Annotated in this window: 12 protein-coding genes; 10 read left to right on the top strand and 2 right to left on the bottom strand. The window is 69.7% G+C overall.

Going from position 1 to position 15,572, the window contains the following annotated elements; translation table 11 throughout:
• Positions 1–199 precede the first annotated feature (199 nt).
• Positions 200–2,296 carry an RICIN domain-containing protein gene (locus ACMW4R_RS01090; protein WP_418298898.1) on the bottom strand — a complete coding sequence of 699 codons (2,097 nt, stop codon included), beginning with the start codon at positions 2,294–2,296 and terminating at the stop codon, positions 200–202.
• Positions 2,297–2,493: 197 nt separating this feature from the next.
• Between ACMW4R_RS01090 and ACMW4R_RS01085 the strand changes: the two genes are divergently transcribed.
• The 6 genes from ACMW4R_RS01085 to ACMW4R_RS01060 all read left to right on the top strand — a co-directional run bounded on the left by ACMW4R_RS01085 (position 2,494) and on the right by ACMW4R_RS01060 (position 9,609).
• Positions 2,494–3,507: a LacI family DNA-binding transcriptional regulator gene (locus tag ACMW4R_RS01085; protein WP_058627657.1), complete on the top strand. Its 1,014-nt coding sequence runs from the start codon at positions 2,494–2,496 to the stop codon at positions 3,505–3,507.
• Positions 3,508–3,644: 137 nt separating this feature from the next.
• A complete protein-coding gene (locus ACMW4R_RS01080) occupies positions 3,645–4,907 on the top strand; it encodes an ABC transporter substrate-binding protein (RefSeq protein ID WP_241490558.1) in 1,263 nt (420 codons plus the stop codon).
• A 70-nt stretch (positions 4,908–4,977) separates the two neighbouring features.
• On the top strand, positions 4,978–5,940 hold the full coding sequence (locus ACMW4R_RS01075; protein WP_058595739.1) for a carbohydrate ABC transporter permease: 963 nt from the start codon (positions 4,978–4,980) through the stop codon (positions 5,938–5,940).
• Complete coding sequence (locus ACMW4R_RS01070) at positions 5,937–6,830, top strand: carbohydrate ABC transporter permease (RefSeq protein WP_418298897.1); 894 nt, start codon at positions 5,937–5,939, stop codon at positions 6,828–6,830. The genes ACMW4R_RS01075 and ACMW4R_RS01070 overlap by 4 nt, the downstream gene beginning before the upstream one ends.
• Before the next feature lie 11 nt (positions 6,831–6,841).
• Positions 6,842–8,098 (top strand): family 1 glycosylhydrolase, encoded by a 1,257-nt coding sequence (locus ACMW4R_RS01065; protein ID WP_418298896.1) that lies wholly within the window; start codon positions 6,842–6,844, stop codon positions 8,096–8,098.
• Positions 8,095–9,609 (top strand): alpha-N-arabinofuranosidase, encoded by a 1,515-nt coding sequence (locus ACMW4R_RS01060; RefSeq protein ID WP_418298895.1) that lies wholly within the window; start codon positions 8,095–8,097, stop codon positions 9,607–9,609. The genes ACMW4R_RS01065 and ACMW4R_RS01060 overlap by 4 nt, the downstream gene beginning before the upstream one ends.
• A 198-nt stretch (positions 9,610–9,807) precedes the next feature.
• On the opposite strand, the gene ACMW4R_RS01055 is transcribed toward ACMW4R_RS01060, so the two are convergent.
• Entirely contained in the window at positions 9,808–10,389 is a 582-nt protein-coding gene (locus ACMW4R_RS01055; RefSeq protein ID WP_418298894.1) for a 1,2-dihydroxy-3-keto-5-methylthiopentene dioxygenase, read from the bottom strand.
• Positions 10,390–10,604: 215 nt separating this feature from the next.
• Between ACMW4R_RS01055 and ACMW4R_RS01050 the strand changes: the two genes are divergently transcribed.
• The 4 genes from ACMW4R_RS01050 to mtnK are packed head-to-tail and all read left to right on the top strand — an operon-like array spanning position 10,605 to position 15,494.
• Positions 10,605–11,699, top strand: coding sequence for a substrate-binding domain-containing protein (locus ACMW4R_RS01050; protein WP_058615321.1), 1,095 nt, complete (start codon positions 10,605–10,607; stop codon positions 11,697–11,699).
• Positions 11,696–13,258: a sugar ABC transporter ATP-binding protein gene (locus ACMW4R_RS01045; RefSeq protein WP_418298893.1), complete on the top strand. Its 1,563-nt coding sequence runs from the start codon at positions 11,696–11,698 to the stop codon at positions 13,256–13,258. Before ACMW4R_RS01050 ends, ACMW4R_RS01045 begins: the two co-directional genes overlap by 4 nt.
• Complete coding sequence (locus tag ACMW4R_RS01040; RefSeq protein ID WP_418298892.1) at positions 13,255–14,301, top strand: ABC transporter permease; 1,047 nt, start codon at positions 13,255–13,257, stop codon at positions 14,299–14,301. The genes ACMW4R_RS01045 and ACMW4R_RS01040 overlap by 4 nt, the downstream gene beginning before the upstream one ends.
• On the top strand, positions 14,298–15,494 hold the full coding sequence (gene mtnK, locus ACMW4R_RS01035; RefSeq protein ID WP_418298891.1) for an S-methyl-5-thioribose kinase: 1,197 nt from the start codon (positions 14,298–14,300) through the stop codon (positions 15,492–15,494). Before ACMW4R_RS01040 ends, mtnK begins: the two co-directional genes overlap by 4 nt.
• The last annotated feature ends 78 nt before the right edge of the window (positions 15,495–15,572 follow it).

Below are 15,572 nucleotides of genomic sequence, written 5' to 3'. Positions count from 1 at the left end.
GCCTCGCCGGACTGCGCCCCGCGGCATCGTCCGGGGTCGCTCGGACCCGCGTGATTCTGCCTCGAGCGTCCTTCGAGTGTCCAGAACACCCGGACCATTTCTCGAGGGGTCCGGGTGTTTCGGACACTCGACCCCGGAGGGTCCATGGCGTGGATGCCCGCTCGGCATGCGACACCGCGCACGCCGAGCGAGCGCCGGGTTACTGAATGCCCTCGCGCACCAAGCGCCACTGCTGGCAGGCGAGGCCGTTCGCCGTCCACTGTTGCGCCACCGCGCCGTCGGCGGTCGAACAGCCGTCGATCTCGAGGAGTTTCCCGCTGTTCGCGTTGGTGAAGGTCCACCACCCACCACTGGTCGCGGCGTTCCAGTTCTGCGTGGCGTTGCCGGTGGGACCCCACTGCGCGGCGTCGACGCCGTCCGTGGTCGCGGCGCCGGGGATCTCGAGCAGCTTGCCGCTGTTGACGTTCACGATCTGCGTGGCCGACCCCGTGGGACGCAATGTCCACCGCTGCGTCGCGTTTTCGGTCGGACCCCACTGGCCCACGGTCGCACCGTCGGCGAGCGAGGCCGACGCGACCTCGAGCAGTTTCCCGCTGTTGCGGTTGACGATCTGGAACTGCGGGTCCAGCGTGCCGGAACGCCAGAGGTGCAGCGTGTCCAACTCGGCGAAGCCCGTCCCCTTGGTGAAGCGGATGGTGTTGGTCCCCGCGGTGAGGGTCACGGTCTTCTGCGCCCACGCGTAGCGGCCCCAGTCGACGGTCGCGGGATACGAGATCGTCGAGCTCGTCCCGCCGTTCACGCTGACCCCGTGGCTCGAGGTGCTTCCGCTGCCGTTGTCGTAGCGGACATTCAGCGTGTACTGACCGGCGGCGGGGACACGGACCGTGAACTGCACCGCGCTTCCGGCGTTGTTGATGTTGCCGACCTTGCGGCCGTTCGACGCCTGCGCGTGCGTGACGATGGTGGCATCCGTGATCGTCGCCTTCTCGGCTTCGTACTGCTGGGCGTCCACCGGGATCGACCCGACGCGGATGTCGTTCAGCCCGGTGGCGGTGTTCTCGACGTTCGTCGCCTGATAGAGGGTGCGGCCGTCGGTTCCGACGTCGAGACCCTGCGCGAAACCGCTGAAGTTGCCGCCCTGGGTGTCACTCGCGTCGTAGGTGACAGGCATCGGCAGACGCTCCCAGGCGCCCGCGCCCAGGTTGTAGTTGACGTACAGGTTCTGTCCGCCGTCGATGGCTCCCGCGGAGGTCAGCGACCACTTGGATGCCACGATGACCATGCCCTTCGGCCCCCCGCCGGGCACCCACTTCACGTACGGTGACGAGCCGATCCCGCGCCCGTCCGCGAGGCGGATCGGGGTGCCGATGGTGGTGGTGTCGCCCCAGTTCAGGCCGTCGGCGGAGATCTTGAAGTAGACCGGTGCGGTGTTCTGCGACTGGCTCGGGCGGTTGACGACCTCGAAGGTCGCGAGGTAGCGACCGTCGGGAAGCTTGGCGACGGTGATCATGCCCGGGCGATCGCTCTGGTTGGGCGGCGCCGACACGTTGGCCAGGGCGCCCCAGGTCTGCCCGCCGTCGGTGGAGCGGCGATACGACACGGCCTGCAGGACGCCGGACGCCTTCTGCCGCTCGTCGGAGTAGTACGCCACGAGACCCCCGCCGCCGTCGATCGCCAGGGAGGGTTCCCAGATCGTGGTCGTCGTCGACGACGGGCTGGGGTCGTAGACGGCCGGACCGCCGGAGTCGATCGTGCTGAGGAACGACCAGGTCGCCCCGCGATCCGCGCTCTTGTAGACGACGAGGCGGCTGCTCGAGCGGTCCTCCGGCATGATCATGCCGGTCAGCAGGAGGGTGCCCGCGGGGAGGGAGCCCGAGGCCTGGGGGAGTTCGTAGAGGAACGGCTGCGCCGTGCGGGTGTACCCGGGGAACGTGCTGCTGGGATCGACGTCGGTGATCTTCGTCCACGTCGATCCGTCGTCGGTGCTCCGGTAGATCGGGTAGACCTGTCGGCCGTTCTGGAGGACGAGCTTGTCGAAGGTGACGAGCTGCGTGCCGTTACCGGACCCACTGTTCTTCAGGACGACGATCTTCGCGTAGGTGGTGCCGGCCGGGGTGCCGCCCTCGGGGTTGAAGGACGATCCCGCCGGCGGCGAATAGACGACGGCGCCATTGCCGGTGGTCACGGCCGAGGCGGGCGCGGCGGCGGCGATCCCGCCGATGGCCAGGACGGCCGCTGTGAGGGCGGCGGTGAGAAGGCGCGATCGTCGTCGCGCGAGGGGGGAGGGATGTGGCATGTTCTGTGCTCCTGAGGATGGGAGGAGGTTGCCGGTGCACGCCCGCGTCGGCGCGACGACCCGCTCGGTGCGGATGGAGTCTCGGCACCGCTACTACAACGTTGTAGAGACGGGACGACCGTAAATGGCCGCGCGCTCCGTCGTCAAGACTTCCGTGTGCAACGTTGTAGAGTCTCGACCAGAACGAGGGGGATGCCATGACGGCGACGCTGCACGACGTGGCCCGCGCGGCCGGGGTGTCGATCAAGACGGTCTCGAACGTGATCAACAACTATCCGCACGTGCGCGACGCCACGCGCGAGCGGGTCGAAGCGGCGATCGACGAGCTCCAGTACCGCCCGAACCAGGCGGCGCGGAGTCTGCGCTCGGGTCGCACCGACATGATCGGGCTCATCGTCCCGGATCTGCGCAATCCCTACTTCGCCGAGCTCGCCGACGACGTCATGCGGGCGGCCCGCGCGCACGGGTTCTCGGTGCTCATCGAGCAGTTCGACGCCGATCGCGACAGCGAGCTGGCGGCGCTGCGGGGAGCGCGCCGACGGGGGCTCGACGGAGTGCTCTACTCGGTGCTCTCGCTCGGTGAAGACGACGCTCCCCTGCTCGACGAGGTCGGCATGCCCATGGTGCTGTTGGGGGAGCGGATCTTCCATTCCGCCCACGACCACGTGACCATGCGCAACACCGAGGCGGCACGCGAGGCCACCGCCCACCTGCTCGCCTCCGGTCGTCGCCGGGTGATCGCGCTCGGGTCTCACCCGGGCGAGATCGTGGGTTCCGCGGGGCTTCGCCTCCGCGGCTACGAGGCTGCTCTCGACGAGGCGGGGGTCGCCGTCGACCCCGCTCTCGTGGTGCCGGTCGACCGCTGGCATCGCGTCGATGGGGCGGATGCCATGCGCGCGGTGCTCGACTCGGGCCTCGAGTTCGACGGAGTCGTCGCCTTCAACGACTCGATCGCGCTCGGTGCCATGCGCGTGATGCTCGAGCGCGGCATCCGCATCCCGGACGAGGTGTCTCTCGTCGGGTTCGACGATCTCGACGAGACGCGGTACTCGCTGCCGGCCCTGACGACGATCGATCCCGGACGCTCCGAGATCGCGCGCGTCGCCGTGGAGCAGCTCGTCCGTCGCATCACCGGCGACGCCGCCGACGAGGAGCCGCGTGAGGTCCTCGTCGATTTCCGCCTGGTCGAGCGCGAATCCACGACCCGCTGAGGGCCAGCGCTTGACAACCTGTCACGGGCGGGCGATCATCCATTTACAACGTTTACCTCCATCGTTGTAAATTGCACGTGCACCACGGTCGGCACCCGAGCCGATGAGACGACGCAGTCACACGAAAGGCATCGAAGATGATGAAGCGCACCACCTCCGTCCTCGCGACGGTCGGCGCCGCGGCCCTGCTCCTGGCAGGTTGCTCCGGTTCGTCCGCCCCCGCGTCCGACGGCCCCACCGAGATCACGTTCTGGCACGGCTACACCGAGGCCGACGGCAAGGTCCTCGACCAGATCGTCGCCGACTTCAACGCCTCGCAGCAGCAGTACAAGATCACGACCGAGACCAAGACCTGGGCCGTCATCGACGACACCCTGCTGCCCGCGCTCAGCTCGAAGGAGGGCCCGCAGATCGTCGCGATGCCGGCCGAGCGCATGCCCGTCTACGCCGACCGCGGCGCGTTCGCCGACCTGACCGACTTCTACGGCTCCGCCGACAGCAACACGGCCGATCTCGTTCCCCAGGCCGTCGACATGGTGACCGTGGGTGGCACCCCCTACGGCGTGCCGACCGGGTTCGTCCCCCTCGCGATGTTCTACAACAAGGCGCTCTTCACCGCCGCCGGCATCACCGAGCCGCCCACCACGTGGGACGCCTGGGTCGCGGATGCCAAGAAGCTCACCGTCGACGAGAACGGAGACGGCACTCCCGAGCAGTACGGCGTCGCAATCCCCGACCACGCCACCGTCGCGAACGGTCTGTGGCCGAGCCTCCTCCTCAGCGGCGGTGGCCAGATCGTCGACGGCGGCGACAAAGCGGTCATCGACTCGCCCGAGAACGCCAAGACGATCCAGTACTGGACGGACGCGATCACCAAGGACAAGATCTCGCCCACCGGTCTCGACGGCATCGCCGCCGACCAGCTCTTCAGCTCGGGCAAGGCCGCCATGCACGTCGGCGGTCCGTGGATGGCATCCATCGCCAAGGAGAACAACATCGACTACGGCATCGCCGCTCTCCCCGCCGGCCCCGCCGAGCAGGCCGCCTCGGCCATCGGTGTGGCGATGGGCATCACGGAGTCGGCCGACGACCAGCAGCGTGCCGGTGCCGAGGCCTTCTTCACCTACTTCTTCCAGAAGGACGTCGCGACCCAGTGGTCGCTCGGCTCGGGATGGCCTCCCCTGCGCACCGACATCCCCCTCAGCGCGGTGGAGTCGAACCCCGTCGTGGCCGCCCTCAGCGAGATCGCCCCGACCGGTCGTGCGCTCCTGCCCGGTGTCGTGAACAGCGTCGACGTCATCACCGACATCGACGAGCTCACGCAGAAAGCGGTCGCGGGCGGCGACGTCGACGAACTCCTCTCGACGGCCCAGAGCAAGATCCAGCAGGCCATCAAGTGACGACCGCACGGGAGGGGTGCCCGCGTCACCCCTCCCGTGCCCTTTCGCCCGCTTCTCGAACAGGACGACCATGACCACTCACGCCCCGAGCGCGCCGCCCCGTCGGCGCGGGGCCTACCGGCCGCCGGCACCGATCGGCGGACGCGGGCCCCTGCGGCACAGCCCCCGCCACCGCCTCACCGTGGTCGCCTTCCTGACCCCGGCCATCGTGATCCTCACGGTCTTCGTCGCGTGGCCGATGGTCTCGGCCCTGCGCCTGTCGTTCACGGATGCCAGCGGCTTCGGACGCGAGAAGTTCGTCGGCCTCGAGAACTACGCGCGGGTGTTCACCGACCCCGACATCGTGAGCGCGATGGGGAACACGGCCCTGTACGCGGTGCTGTTCACCCCGATCGCGATCGCGCTGGCGCTCGCGTTCGCCCTCCTGCTGAACAACCCGCTGCTGCCCCTGCGGGGCCTGTTCCGCACCGCGCTGTTCACCCCGTTCATCGTGTCGCTCGCTGTGGCCGCCTTCGCGTGGTCGTACCTGCTCGACCCGCAGATCGGGCTGCTGAACTACTGGCTCCGGGGTCTCGGCATCCAACTCGGAAACGTCCTGCAAGATCCGACTCTCGCCATGCCGGCCGTCGTCCTCGTCGCGGTCTGGAAGAGCTTCGGCTTCTACATGGTCATCTTCCTCGCCGGGCTCCAGGACATCCCGACGAGCCTGTACGAGGCCGCGCGCGTCGACGGAGCGAGCGCCTGGCAGCGCTTCCGCAGCATCACCTTCCCGATGCTCGGCAACACGATGGGCTTCGTCGTGATCGTCGCCCTGATCGCCGCACTGCAGGCCTTCGACCAGATCTACGTCATGACCGGCGGCGGCCCCTACGGCACCACCCAGACGATCGTCATGGAGATCTACCAGTCCGGCTTCCGCAAGCTCGAGCTCGGATTCGCCTCGGCGCTCTCCTACGTCCTGCTGCTCATCACCCTCGTGCTCAGCCTGACCCAGTTCCTCTTCTTCTCACGTCGAGAGAAGGATGCCGCATGACCGCCCTCGCTCCCGCCCCTTTCGCCTCGGCATCCGGCGTCTCTGCCCCGCGGCGCTCGCCGCAGGCGCGTCGTCGACGCCTCGTCTCGATGGCGCTGCTGATCGTGGTCGCCGCGGCGACCCTCGTGCTGATGCTGCCGATCCTCATCATCGTGTTCACGGCTTTCAAGCCCGTGGCCGAGGTGAACGCCTACCCGCCGACGCTCCTGCCCGGTCAGTGGACGCTCGACAACTTCGCGCGGATCTTCACCGAACTGCCGTTCGCGCGCCTGATCGCGAACAGCTTCGTCTTCGCGGGCGGGGTGACGCTCTTCGCGCTCGTGTTCGACTCCCTCGCCGCGTACGCGCTGGCGCGTCTCGACTTCCGCGGCAGTCGGCTGCTGCTGATCGCGATCATCGCGAGTCTCATGATCCCCTTCCAGGCCACGCTGATCCCGATCTACCAGCTGGTGTCCGACCTCGGGTGGGTCAACTCCTACGCGGGACTCATCGCCCCGCGCGCGGCCGACGCGTTCGGCATCTTCTTCCTGCGGCAGTTCTTCCTGTCGCTTCCGCGCGATCTCGACAACGCGGCGCGCATCGACGGGGCGAGCGAGCTGCGCATCTTCCGCAGCATCGTCCTGCCCAACGCGGTGCCTGCGCTGCTCACGCTCGGCATCTTCACCTTCGTCAACAACTGGAACGACCTGCTGTGGCCGCTCGTGTTCACGACCGACTCCGAGATGGGCACGGTGACCTCCGGGCTGACGCTGCTGACCGGACCCGGCGGCATCATCCCGCAGGGGGTCATGATGGCGGGCTCGCTCATCGCGGTGTTGCCGCTGGCGATCCTGTTCCTGCTGATCCAGCGGCGGTTCGTCGAGAGCGTCGGAACGTCGGGACTGAAATGAGAGAGAACCCCATGTCGACGACCCCCTGGTACCGCGACGGCCGGTTGCACTTCGGTGCCGGCATCGAGAACACCTTCGTGCCGCAGGAGCGCCCGGGCGAGCGCGCGATCGACGAGTACGCCCTCACGGAGCACTACGAGCGATGGAGCGACGACCTCGATCTCGCCTCGTCGGTGGATGCCGAGTTCTTGCGCTGGGGGATCCCCTGGCACGTCGTGTCTCCCGAGCGCGGCCGGTGGGACTGGTCGTGGACCGACCGGGTGCTCGACGGCTTCGCCGCTCGCGGCATCCGTCCGATCGTCGATCTGCTGCACTACGGCACTCCGACGTGGATCGAGGGGGAGTTCGCGCACCCCGACTACGCATCCTTCGTGGCCGAGTACGCGGCGCGCGCCGCGGAGCGGTATCGCGACCTCGCCACCGACTACACGCCGGTCAACGAGCCGATGCTCCACTCGCTGTTCAGCGGTGAGTACGCGTACTGGCCTCCGTACCGTCAGGGGCCCGCGGGACTCGTCGAGATCTCGACCGCGATCGCCCGCGGCTTCGTCGAGACCCAGCGTGCGGTGGCCGAGGTGCTCGGTGAGCGAGCCACCTTCGTGCACGTCGACGCGTCGATGCGGTACGCCGGCGACATCGATGCGCCCGAGCACCGCGATACCGCCGAGCGCTACCGCCACCAGGCCTTCCTCGTCGAAGACCTCGTGACCGGCGGGGTGGGGACGGACCACCCGCTCCTGCCCCTGCTGCGTGCACACGGCACCTCAGACGACACGCTCGCGTGGTTCGCCGAGAACGCCGTGCAGCCCGACGTGATGGGCGTCAACTACTACCCGCGGCACTCGACGGAACTGTTCGAGAGCGGCATCCATCACTCCGGGGGCTTCGCCGACCCGCGGCCCACGCGCGACGACGGCGTTGAGGGTCTGGCCGAGATGCTGCGCACCTACGCCGCCCGGTACGGTGCCCCGGTCATGCTCGCCGAGACCTGCGTGACCGACGACGTCGCGACCCGCCTGCGGTGGCTGGACGATTCCGTGGCCGCCGTCCAGGGGCTTCGCGCCGACGGCCTCGACGTCGTCGGCTACACCTGGTGGCCGTTGTTCGACATGTACGAGTGGACCTACCGGCACAGCGACGAGCCGCGGTCCGCCCACCTTCTGACCATGGGACTCCACGACCTCGTGGAGACCGAGACCGGGCTCGCGCGCCGCCGCAACCCCGTCGCCGACCGATTCGCTGAGTACGCATCCCGAGGAGCACGATGACCACCGCCCGCCTGACCCTCGACGCCCGATTCCCGATCGGGGCCGTCCGTCGTCGACTGTTCGGCGGTTTCGTCGAACACCTCGGCCGCCACGTCTACGACGGCATCTACGAGCCCGGCCACCCCCAGGCCGACGAGCAGGGCTTCCGCCGCGACGTGCTCGAGCTCGTGCGCGAGCTCGGGGTCTCGACGATCCGCTACCCCGGCGGCAACTTCGTCTCGGGCTTCCGGTGGGAAGACAGCGTCGGGCCGCGCGAGCAGCGCCCGCGCCGGCTCGACCTCGCGTGGCACTCGACCGAGACGAACGAGATCGGCCTCCACGAGTTCGCGGACTGGCTCGACAAGGCCGGCAGCGACCTGATGCTCGCCGTCAACCTCGGTACCCGGGGCGTCCTCGAGGCCCTCGACCTGCTCGAGTACAGCAACGTCCCCGGGGGTACCACGCTGTCGCAGCAGCGCATCGACAACGGCCGCGCCGAGCCGTTCGGCGTGCAGGTGTGGTGCCTCGGCAACGAGATGGACGGTCCCTGGCAGCTCGGCCACCGCTCCGCCGACGACTACGGCAAGATCGCCTCGCAGACCGCGAAGGGCATGCGTCAACTCGACCCCTCGATCGAGCTCGTGGTGTGCGGCTCCTCGGGGGCGTCGATGCCGACGTTCGGCGAGTGGGAGCGCGTCGTGCTGGAGCACACGTACGACGACGTCGACATGATCTCGTGCCACGCGTACTACCAGGAGCACGACGGCGACATCGACTCGTTCCTCGCCTCGTCGATCGACACCGACCGCTTCATCGAGGCCGTCGTCGCGACCGCCGACCACGTCGGCGCCGTGCGCGGCAGCGCGAAGAAGATCGACATCTCGTTCGACGAGTGGAACATCTGGTACCAGACCCGCTTCCACGACGTCGACCAGATCACCGGCGTCGACAACTGGCCGGTCGCCCCGCGTCTGCTCGAGGACGTGTACTCGGCTCTGGATGCCGTGGTCTTCGGCAGCCTCATGATCTCGCTGCTCAAGCACGCCGACCGCGTGGCATCCGCTTCCCTCGCCCAGCTCGTCAACGTGATCGCCCCGATCATGACCGAGCCGGGCGGACCGTCGTGGCGTCAGACGACGTTCTTCCCCTTCGCGATCACCTCGCGCCTCGCGCAGGGAGACGCGCTGCGTCTCCGGGTCGAGGGGCCGACCATCGAGACCGAGAAGTTCGGCACGGTCCCCGCGGTGGACGCCGTCGCCACCCATGACGCCGAGACCGGGGCGACGGCGATCTTCCTCGTGCACCGCGGTCGCGAAGGCGCCGTCGACCTCGCGATCGACATCAGCGGACTGGGCGACGTCGAGGTCGCCGAGGCGCACCTGCTCCACGACGACGACCCGTACGCGCGCAACACGCTCGAGGAGCCGGAGCGCGTGACGCCCGGAACCGTTGACGCCCGGGTGGACGGTGGCATCCTGCACGTCACGCTGCCGCCCATCGCGTGGGCCGCGATCTCGCTCGCTCGCGCGTGATGGCCTGACGCCGGGGGTGCGGGGTGCCGGGGGCACCGGGGCGCCGGGGCGCCGGGGGCGCCGGGGATGCCGGGGCGCACGACGGCCGGGCGTGCAGAAACGCCCGTTCCCCGCAGAATCCGTGAGGAAACCTGCGAGGAACGGGCGTTTTTCCGAGAGCCGGCGGGGCCCCGGGGCGGGCCGTCGCCTGCACCGGGGTCAGGCGAGCTGCGCGCGGCGCTCCGCGAGCTGGTCGAAGGTCGCGAACGACTCGGCGATGGGGCTGCCGGTGAAGTGGCCGACCCAGCCGTCGTCGTCGTGGAAGAAGCGCACGCTCACGTAGTGCGGCGTGGTGCCCATGTCGAACCAGTGCGTGGTGTTCGCCGGCACCGAGATGAGGTCGCCCGCCTCGCAGTACACCGCGTGCACCTTCTCGTTCGCGTGCAGGTAGAACACGCCCGCGCCCTTCGCGAAGTAGCGGTCTTCGTCGTCGTCGTGCTTGTGCTCGGAGAGGAACTTCTGACGCGAGGGGGTCTTGACCTCGTCGTAGTTGTCCTGGGCGGGGTCGAGGGCGACGACGTCGACGAGCGTGTAGCCCTCGCGCTCCTTGACCTCACCGATCTCAGCGGCGTACAGCGCGAGGACCTCGTCCTGCGACGCGCCGGCGGGAACGTCGCGGATCTCCCAGCGCGAGAAGCGGGCGCCGAGCTCGGCAAGCGCTTCGCGGATCTCGGCCTCGTCGGTGGTCTCGAGCACGGGCGTGCTCGGGTCGGTCTCTTTCCAGACGGTCAGGAGCGTCACGGCTCCTCCTCTCGGCGCGATGTGGGCGGAATGATCCGATTCTCTCGCCGATTCGACTCGAGTGCCCACTTCGGCCGCATGATCGGCGGTGCCGGTGTAACAAAGTGCAACCTCGAATAACCCGTGTTCGGTCGGTGCTGCTTGACTGCTCGACGGCCCGACCGACACAGCACTCGGACGGACCTCGCACCCGACTCCTCGACGAAGGGGACCCCGTGTCCGTTCGATCCCACCGCTGGGCGACGCTCCTCGCGACCGCCGGCATCGCCGCCCTCGCCCTCTCCGGCTGCGCACAGCAGAACACCGCGGCCCCCGCGGCCTCGGCGGCTCCCGTGCAGAAGGTCGAGAACCTGCCCGCACCGTTCGACGGCGCGCCCGTCAAGGTCGCCCTCGTGCAGCAGTCCGGCGCCGGTGACTTCTTCACCGCGTGGACGGCGGGAGCGAAGGCCCAGGCCGCCGCGATCAACATCGACCTCACCGTCTTCGACGCCCGCAACGACAACGCCAAGCAGGCGTCCGATCTCGAGCAGGCGATCGCCTCGAAGCCCGACGCGATCATCGTGGACCACGGTCAGACCGACACCATCGAGTCGCACGTGCACGATGCGGTGGCCGCCGGCATCCCGGTCATCGTCTACGACCTCGCCCTCAACGACCCCACCGGCGTCATCGTGACGTCGCAGTCCGACGCGTCGATGGCGCAGGGCGTGCTCGACCAGCTCGTCGCCGACGTGGGCGACGGTGCCAAGGTCGGCCTGGCCAGCACCGACGGCTTCGCACCGCTCGAGCGCCGCAAGAAGGTGTGGGACGAGGTCGTCGCCGAGCACAACCTCGACCAGGTGTTCTTCACCGGCAAGGTCACCGAGTCGACCGCGACCGACAACATCCCGCTCATCGACGCCGCGCTCAAGGCCAACCCCGGGATCCAGGCGATCTTCGCGCCCTACGACGAGATCACGAAGGGCGTCGTGCAGGCCGTCCAGCAGAACAACCTGCAGGACAAGGTCAAGGTCTACGGCATCGACATCTCGAACGCCGACATCGAGGTCATGACCGCCGACGGCAGCCCGTGGGTCGCCACGAGCGCGACCGACCCCTCCGCGGTCGGTGCGGGTGTCGTCCGCGCCCTCGCGCTCTCGCTCGCCGGTCAGCTCGACGAGACGAGCGTGCAGTTCCCCGCGATCACGATCACGCGCGACTTCCTGCTCGAGAAGGGCATCACCAACGTCGCCCAGCTCCGCGAGGCCGAGCCGTCGCTCCTGCTGAGCGACACCGTGGTGGCCGACTGGCTCCCCGCGATCTCGGGATGACCTCACCCCTCCACGCCGACGCCGCTCCGGTCGACGACACCCCTGTCGTCCGCCTGAGCGGCGTCGGCGTACGCTTCGGCAGCAATCAGGTGCTGCGCGACGTGTCGCTCACGCTGCGCCCCGGCACGATCACGGCGCTCCTCGGCACCAACGGCGCCGGCAAATCCACCCTCATCGGGGCCGTCTCGGGCGCCAACGCCGCCTACACCGGCGAGATCGCGGTCGGTGGATCGACCCAGCGCCTGACCTCGCCCGCCCGAGCCCGTCGCGCCGGAATCGAGACGGTGCATCAGCGCATCGCCGACGGGATCGTCTCGGGCCTCAGCGTCGCCGACAACCTCGGCCTCACCGACCTGGCGAGCTCCGGGCATCGTGTCGTGCGGCGGGGCGAGTCGGAGCGGGTCGCGCGGGCCGCCCTGGAGCGCCTCGGCCTGTCGTGGTCCGACGAGGTTCTGAGAGCGGATGCCGCCCGCCTCGGCACCTCCGACGCCCAGCTCGTGGTGCTCGCCCGCGCCCTGCGCTCGACGCCGCGCCTGCTGATCCTCGACGAACCCACCTCCGCCCTGACCGCGGCCGAGGCGGATCGCCTGTTCGCGGTGCTGCGTGTTCTCCGCGACGAGGGCCTCGCGATCCTGTTCGTCAGCCACCGCTTCGGTGAGATCGAGCGGCTCGCCGACCGGATCGTCGTGCTCCGCGATGGCCGGATCGAGCTCGAGGCCGAGCGTCCCTTCGACTGGCACGCGGCGCTCGAGGCGATGCTGGGCGTGCCCACCGAGCTCCAGCAGCACGTCGACGAGCCGCTCCCCGCGGGCGCCGAGGTGCTCTCGGTCGACGGGGCACGGCTCCTCCCGGGGAGCGCCCCGCTCGGTCTCCGGGTCCACGGCGGTCAGGTGACCGGCATCCTGGGTCTGCTCGGAGCGGGCAAGACCGAACTCGCGGAGCTCGTGACGGGCGTCCGTGCAGATACCGAAGCGCGGTTGCAGCTCGACGGCAGCGAGTACCGACCGGCGGATCCGGCGGCCGCGCAGGCCGCGGGCGTCGTGCTCGTGCCCGAGGACCGCCAGCGTCAGGGCATCCAACCCGGGTGGTCGATCGCCCACACGGTCGGCCTTCCCGTGCTGCGGGCGCTGTCGCGCTTCGGCGTCATGGCTCCGGGCCGCGAACGCGCGGCCGCCGACGCCGTGGTCGAGGACTACGACGTCGTCGCCCCCTCGATCGAGGCCCGCGTCGACGACCTCTCGGGCGGCAACCAGCAGAAGGTCGTCGTGGGCCGCTGGCTCCGCACCGAACCGCGCGTCGCGGTGCTCGACGAGCCGTTCCGCGGCGTCGACATCGGCGCTCGCCGGCGTATCGGCACCGCCGTCCGCGAGCGGGCCGCCACCGGCGCCGCCGTGCTCGTGCTCTCGAGCGACGTCGACGAGATCCTCGAGGTCGCCGACCGGATCGTCGTCCTCGTGTCGGGCCGCATCGCCCTCGATACCCCCGCCGGACGGCTCGACCGTGCGCGCATCGTCGCCGCGCTGCTCGACGACCCCGGCCACCGGAAGGAAACCGCATGACCACCGCCCTCGCTCCGTCGCGACCGAGCGTCGGCTCCCGGACCGTGGATGCCATCGCGAAATGGGGCTTCGTCGCCGTCACGGTGCTGTTGATCGTGTTCTTCGCGGTCACCCAGCCCGCTTTCGCGACCCCCGAGAACATCTTCGGGATGCTGAAGTTCATCGCCCCGATCGGCATCGCCGGTCTCGGCGTGACGTTGGCGATGACCGTCGGCGGGCTCGACCTGTCGGTCGGGGCGAACGCCGGGTTCGCGGTGTCGATCGCCGCGTGGACGATGGTCATCGGCAATCAGGTCGGCGGGATCGCCGTCGGCGTCGTGCTGCTCTCCGGCGCGCTCATCGGTGCGATCAACGCGGCGCTGATCGTCTTCGCACGCATCCCCGACCTGCTGGCGACGCTGGCGACGATGTTCACGGTGGTGGGACTCAAGCTGATCATCGTCGACGGCAAGTCGATCTCGTCGCAGATGACCCTCGACGACGGCACGACCGCTCCCGGACGCTTCACCCCCGACTTCCTCTGGTTCGACCGCGGTTCGATCGGCCCCGTCTCGGTCCCCGTGCTGCTCTTCGTCGGTCTCACCGTCGTGCTGTGGTTCGTGCTCGACCGCACACGCTGGGGACGCGCCCTCGCGGCGGTGGGGTCGAACCCCGAGGCCGCGCGGCTCGCCGGCATCCGTGTGAAGGCCTACCGCGCCGCGGCGTACATCGGCTGCGGCATCCTGGCATCCATCGCGGGTCTCGTGCTCGCCGCCCGCATCGGGCAGGGCGACGTCTCGGCCGGCAACAGCCTGCTGCTGGATGCCGTGGCCGTCGCGCTCGTGGGCGTCTCGGTGCTCGGCATCGGGCGTCCGAACGCGTGGGGCACGGCACTCGGCGCGGTCCTCGTGGCCGTCATGGTCACCGGGTTCTCGATGATGGGGCTGCCGTACTACATCCAGGACTTCGGGAAGGGCCTCGTGCTGCTGGTCGCTCTGCTGTTCAGCTTCACGTTCCGCCGTCGCAAGACCACCATCGTCGCCGGGAGCACCACCGCATCATGACTCTTCTCACCGATCAGCTGACCGTCGAGTCCGTCCCCGCCTACCTCGTCGCCCGCCCGCACCTGGCGGGACCGGTGGATCCGGCATCCATCGTCTCGGTCGTCGAGGTCGGCGACGGCAATCTGAATCTCGTCTTCATCGTGAAGGATGCCGCGGGCAACGGCGTCGTGGTGAAGCAGTCGCTCCCGCACGTCCGTGTCGATCCGTCGTGGCCGCTCACGCGCGAGCGGGCGGCGCGCGAGGCTGTCGTGCTCGGCGTGCACGAGAAGATCGACCCCGCGCACGTGCCCGCGTTCCACGGCTTCGACGCCGAGAACCTCGCCCTGTCGATCGAAGACCTCAGCGACCACGCGGTGTGGCGCGGAGAGTTGATCGCCGGGCGACTGCACCCCTACGCGGCCGCCGAGCTGGGGCGGTACGTCGGCGCCATCGGATTCGCGACGAGCGTGTTCGGCACGCCCGGCCCGGAGCGGCGGCGTCGCATCGCCGAGGCGACGAATCCCGAGCTCAGCGAGATCACCGAGGATCTCGTGTTCACCGAGCCGTACGTCGAGCACGAGCACAACGGCTGGCTGCCCGCGAACGAGGAGGACGTGCGGGAGTTGCGCGCCGACCGGGCGTTCGTGCGCGAGATGGGGCTCGCGAAGCAGCGGTTCCAGGAGAGCACCCAGAGCCTCATGCACGGCGACCTGCACACCGGGTCGGTGTTCGTGCGCGCCGAGGGCGCCTCGGTCCGGGCGTTCGACTCGGAGTTCGGCACGTACGGCCCCACCGGCTTCGACCTCGGCGCCGTGTGGGCGAACCTCGTCATCGCCGCTGCCCGCGCGCACGTGCTCGGCCGGTCGGCCGACGCCGAGACGCTGCTCCGGCTGCCCGTGGAACTCGTCGACGCGTTCGAGGCCGAGTTCCGGAGCCGCTGGCCCGAGCGCGTAGACCCGCGCGTCTACGGCGACGAGGTGCTCGAGCACACGCTGGCGCAGGTGCGGTCGGACGCCGCCGCCTACGCCGCGGCGAAAGCCGTGCGCCGCATCGTCGGGTTCTCGAAGGTCGCCGACATCCAGACGCTCCCTGAGCCCGAGCGCGCTGTCGCGGCGCGCCTCGTGCTCCGCGCGGCGCGGACGCTCGGCACCGCCCGCCTCGAGGACGCCGACCCGCGCGTGCTCACCGAGCGCACGGTGGCGTTGCTCGGCTGACGCCCGGGCGCGTGGCATCCGCCGTTCGGGGCGGCGGTGCCGGGTCGCGGTAACGCGTCGCCGTGTCGCGTCGCCGCG

It is taken from the genome of Microbacterium sp. S1037 (assembly GCF_048381605.1).
Classification (GTDB): Bacteria; Actinomycetota; Actinomycetes; order Actinomycetales; family Microbacteriaceae; genus Microbacterium; species Microbacterium testaceum_B.
The sequence above is the reverse complement of the archived record's forward strand: the minus strand, read 5'-3'. Positions and strand labels throughout refer to the sequence as shown.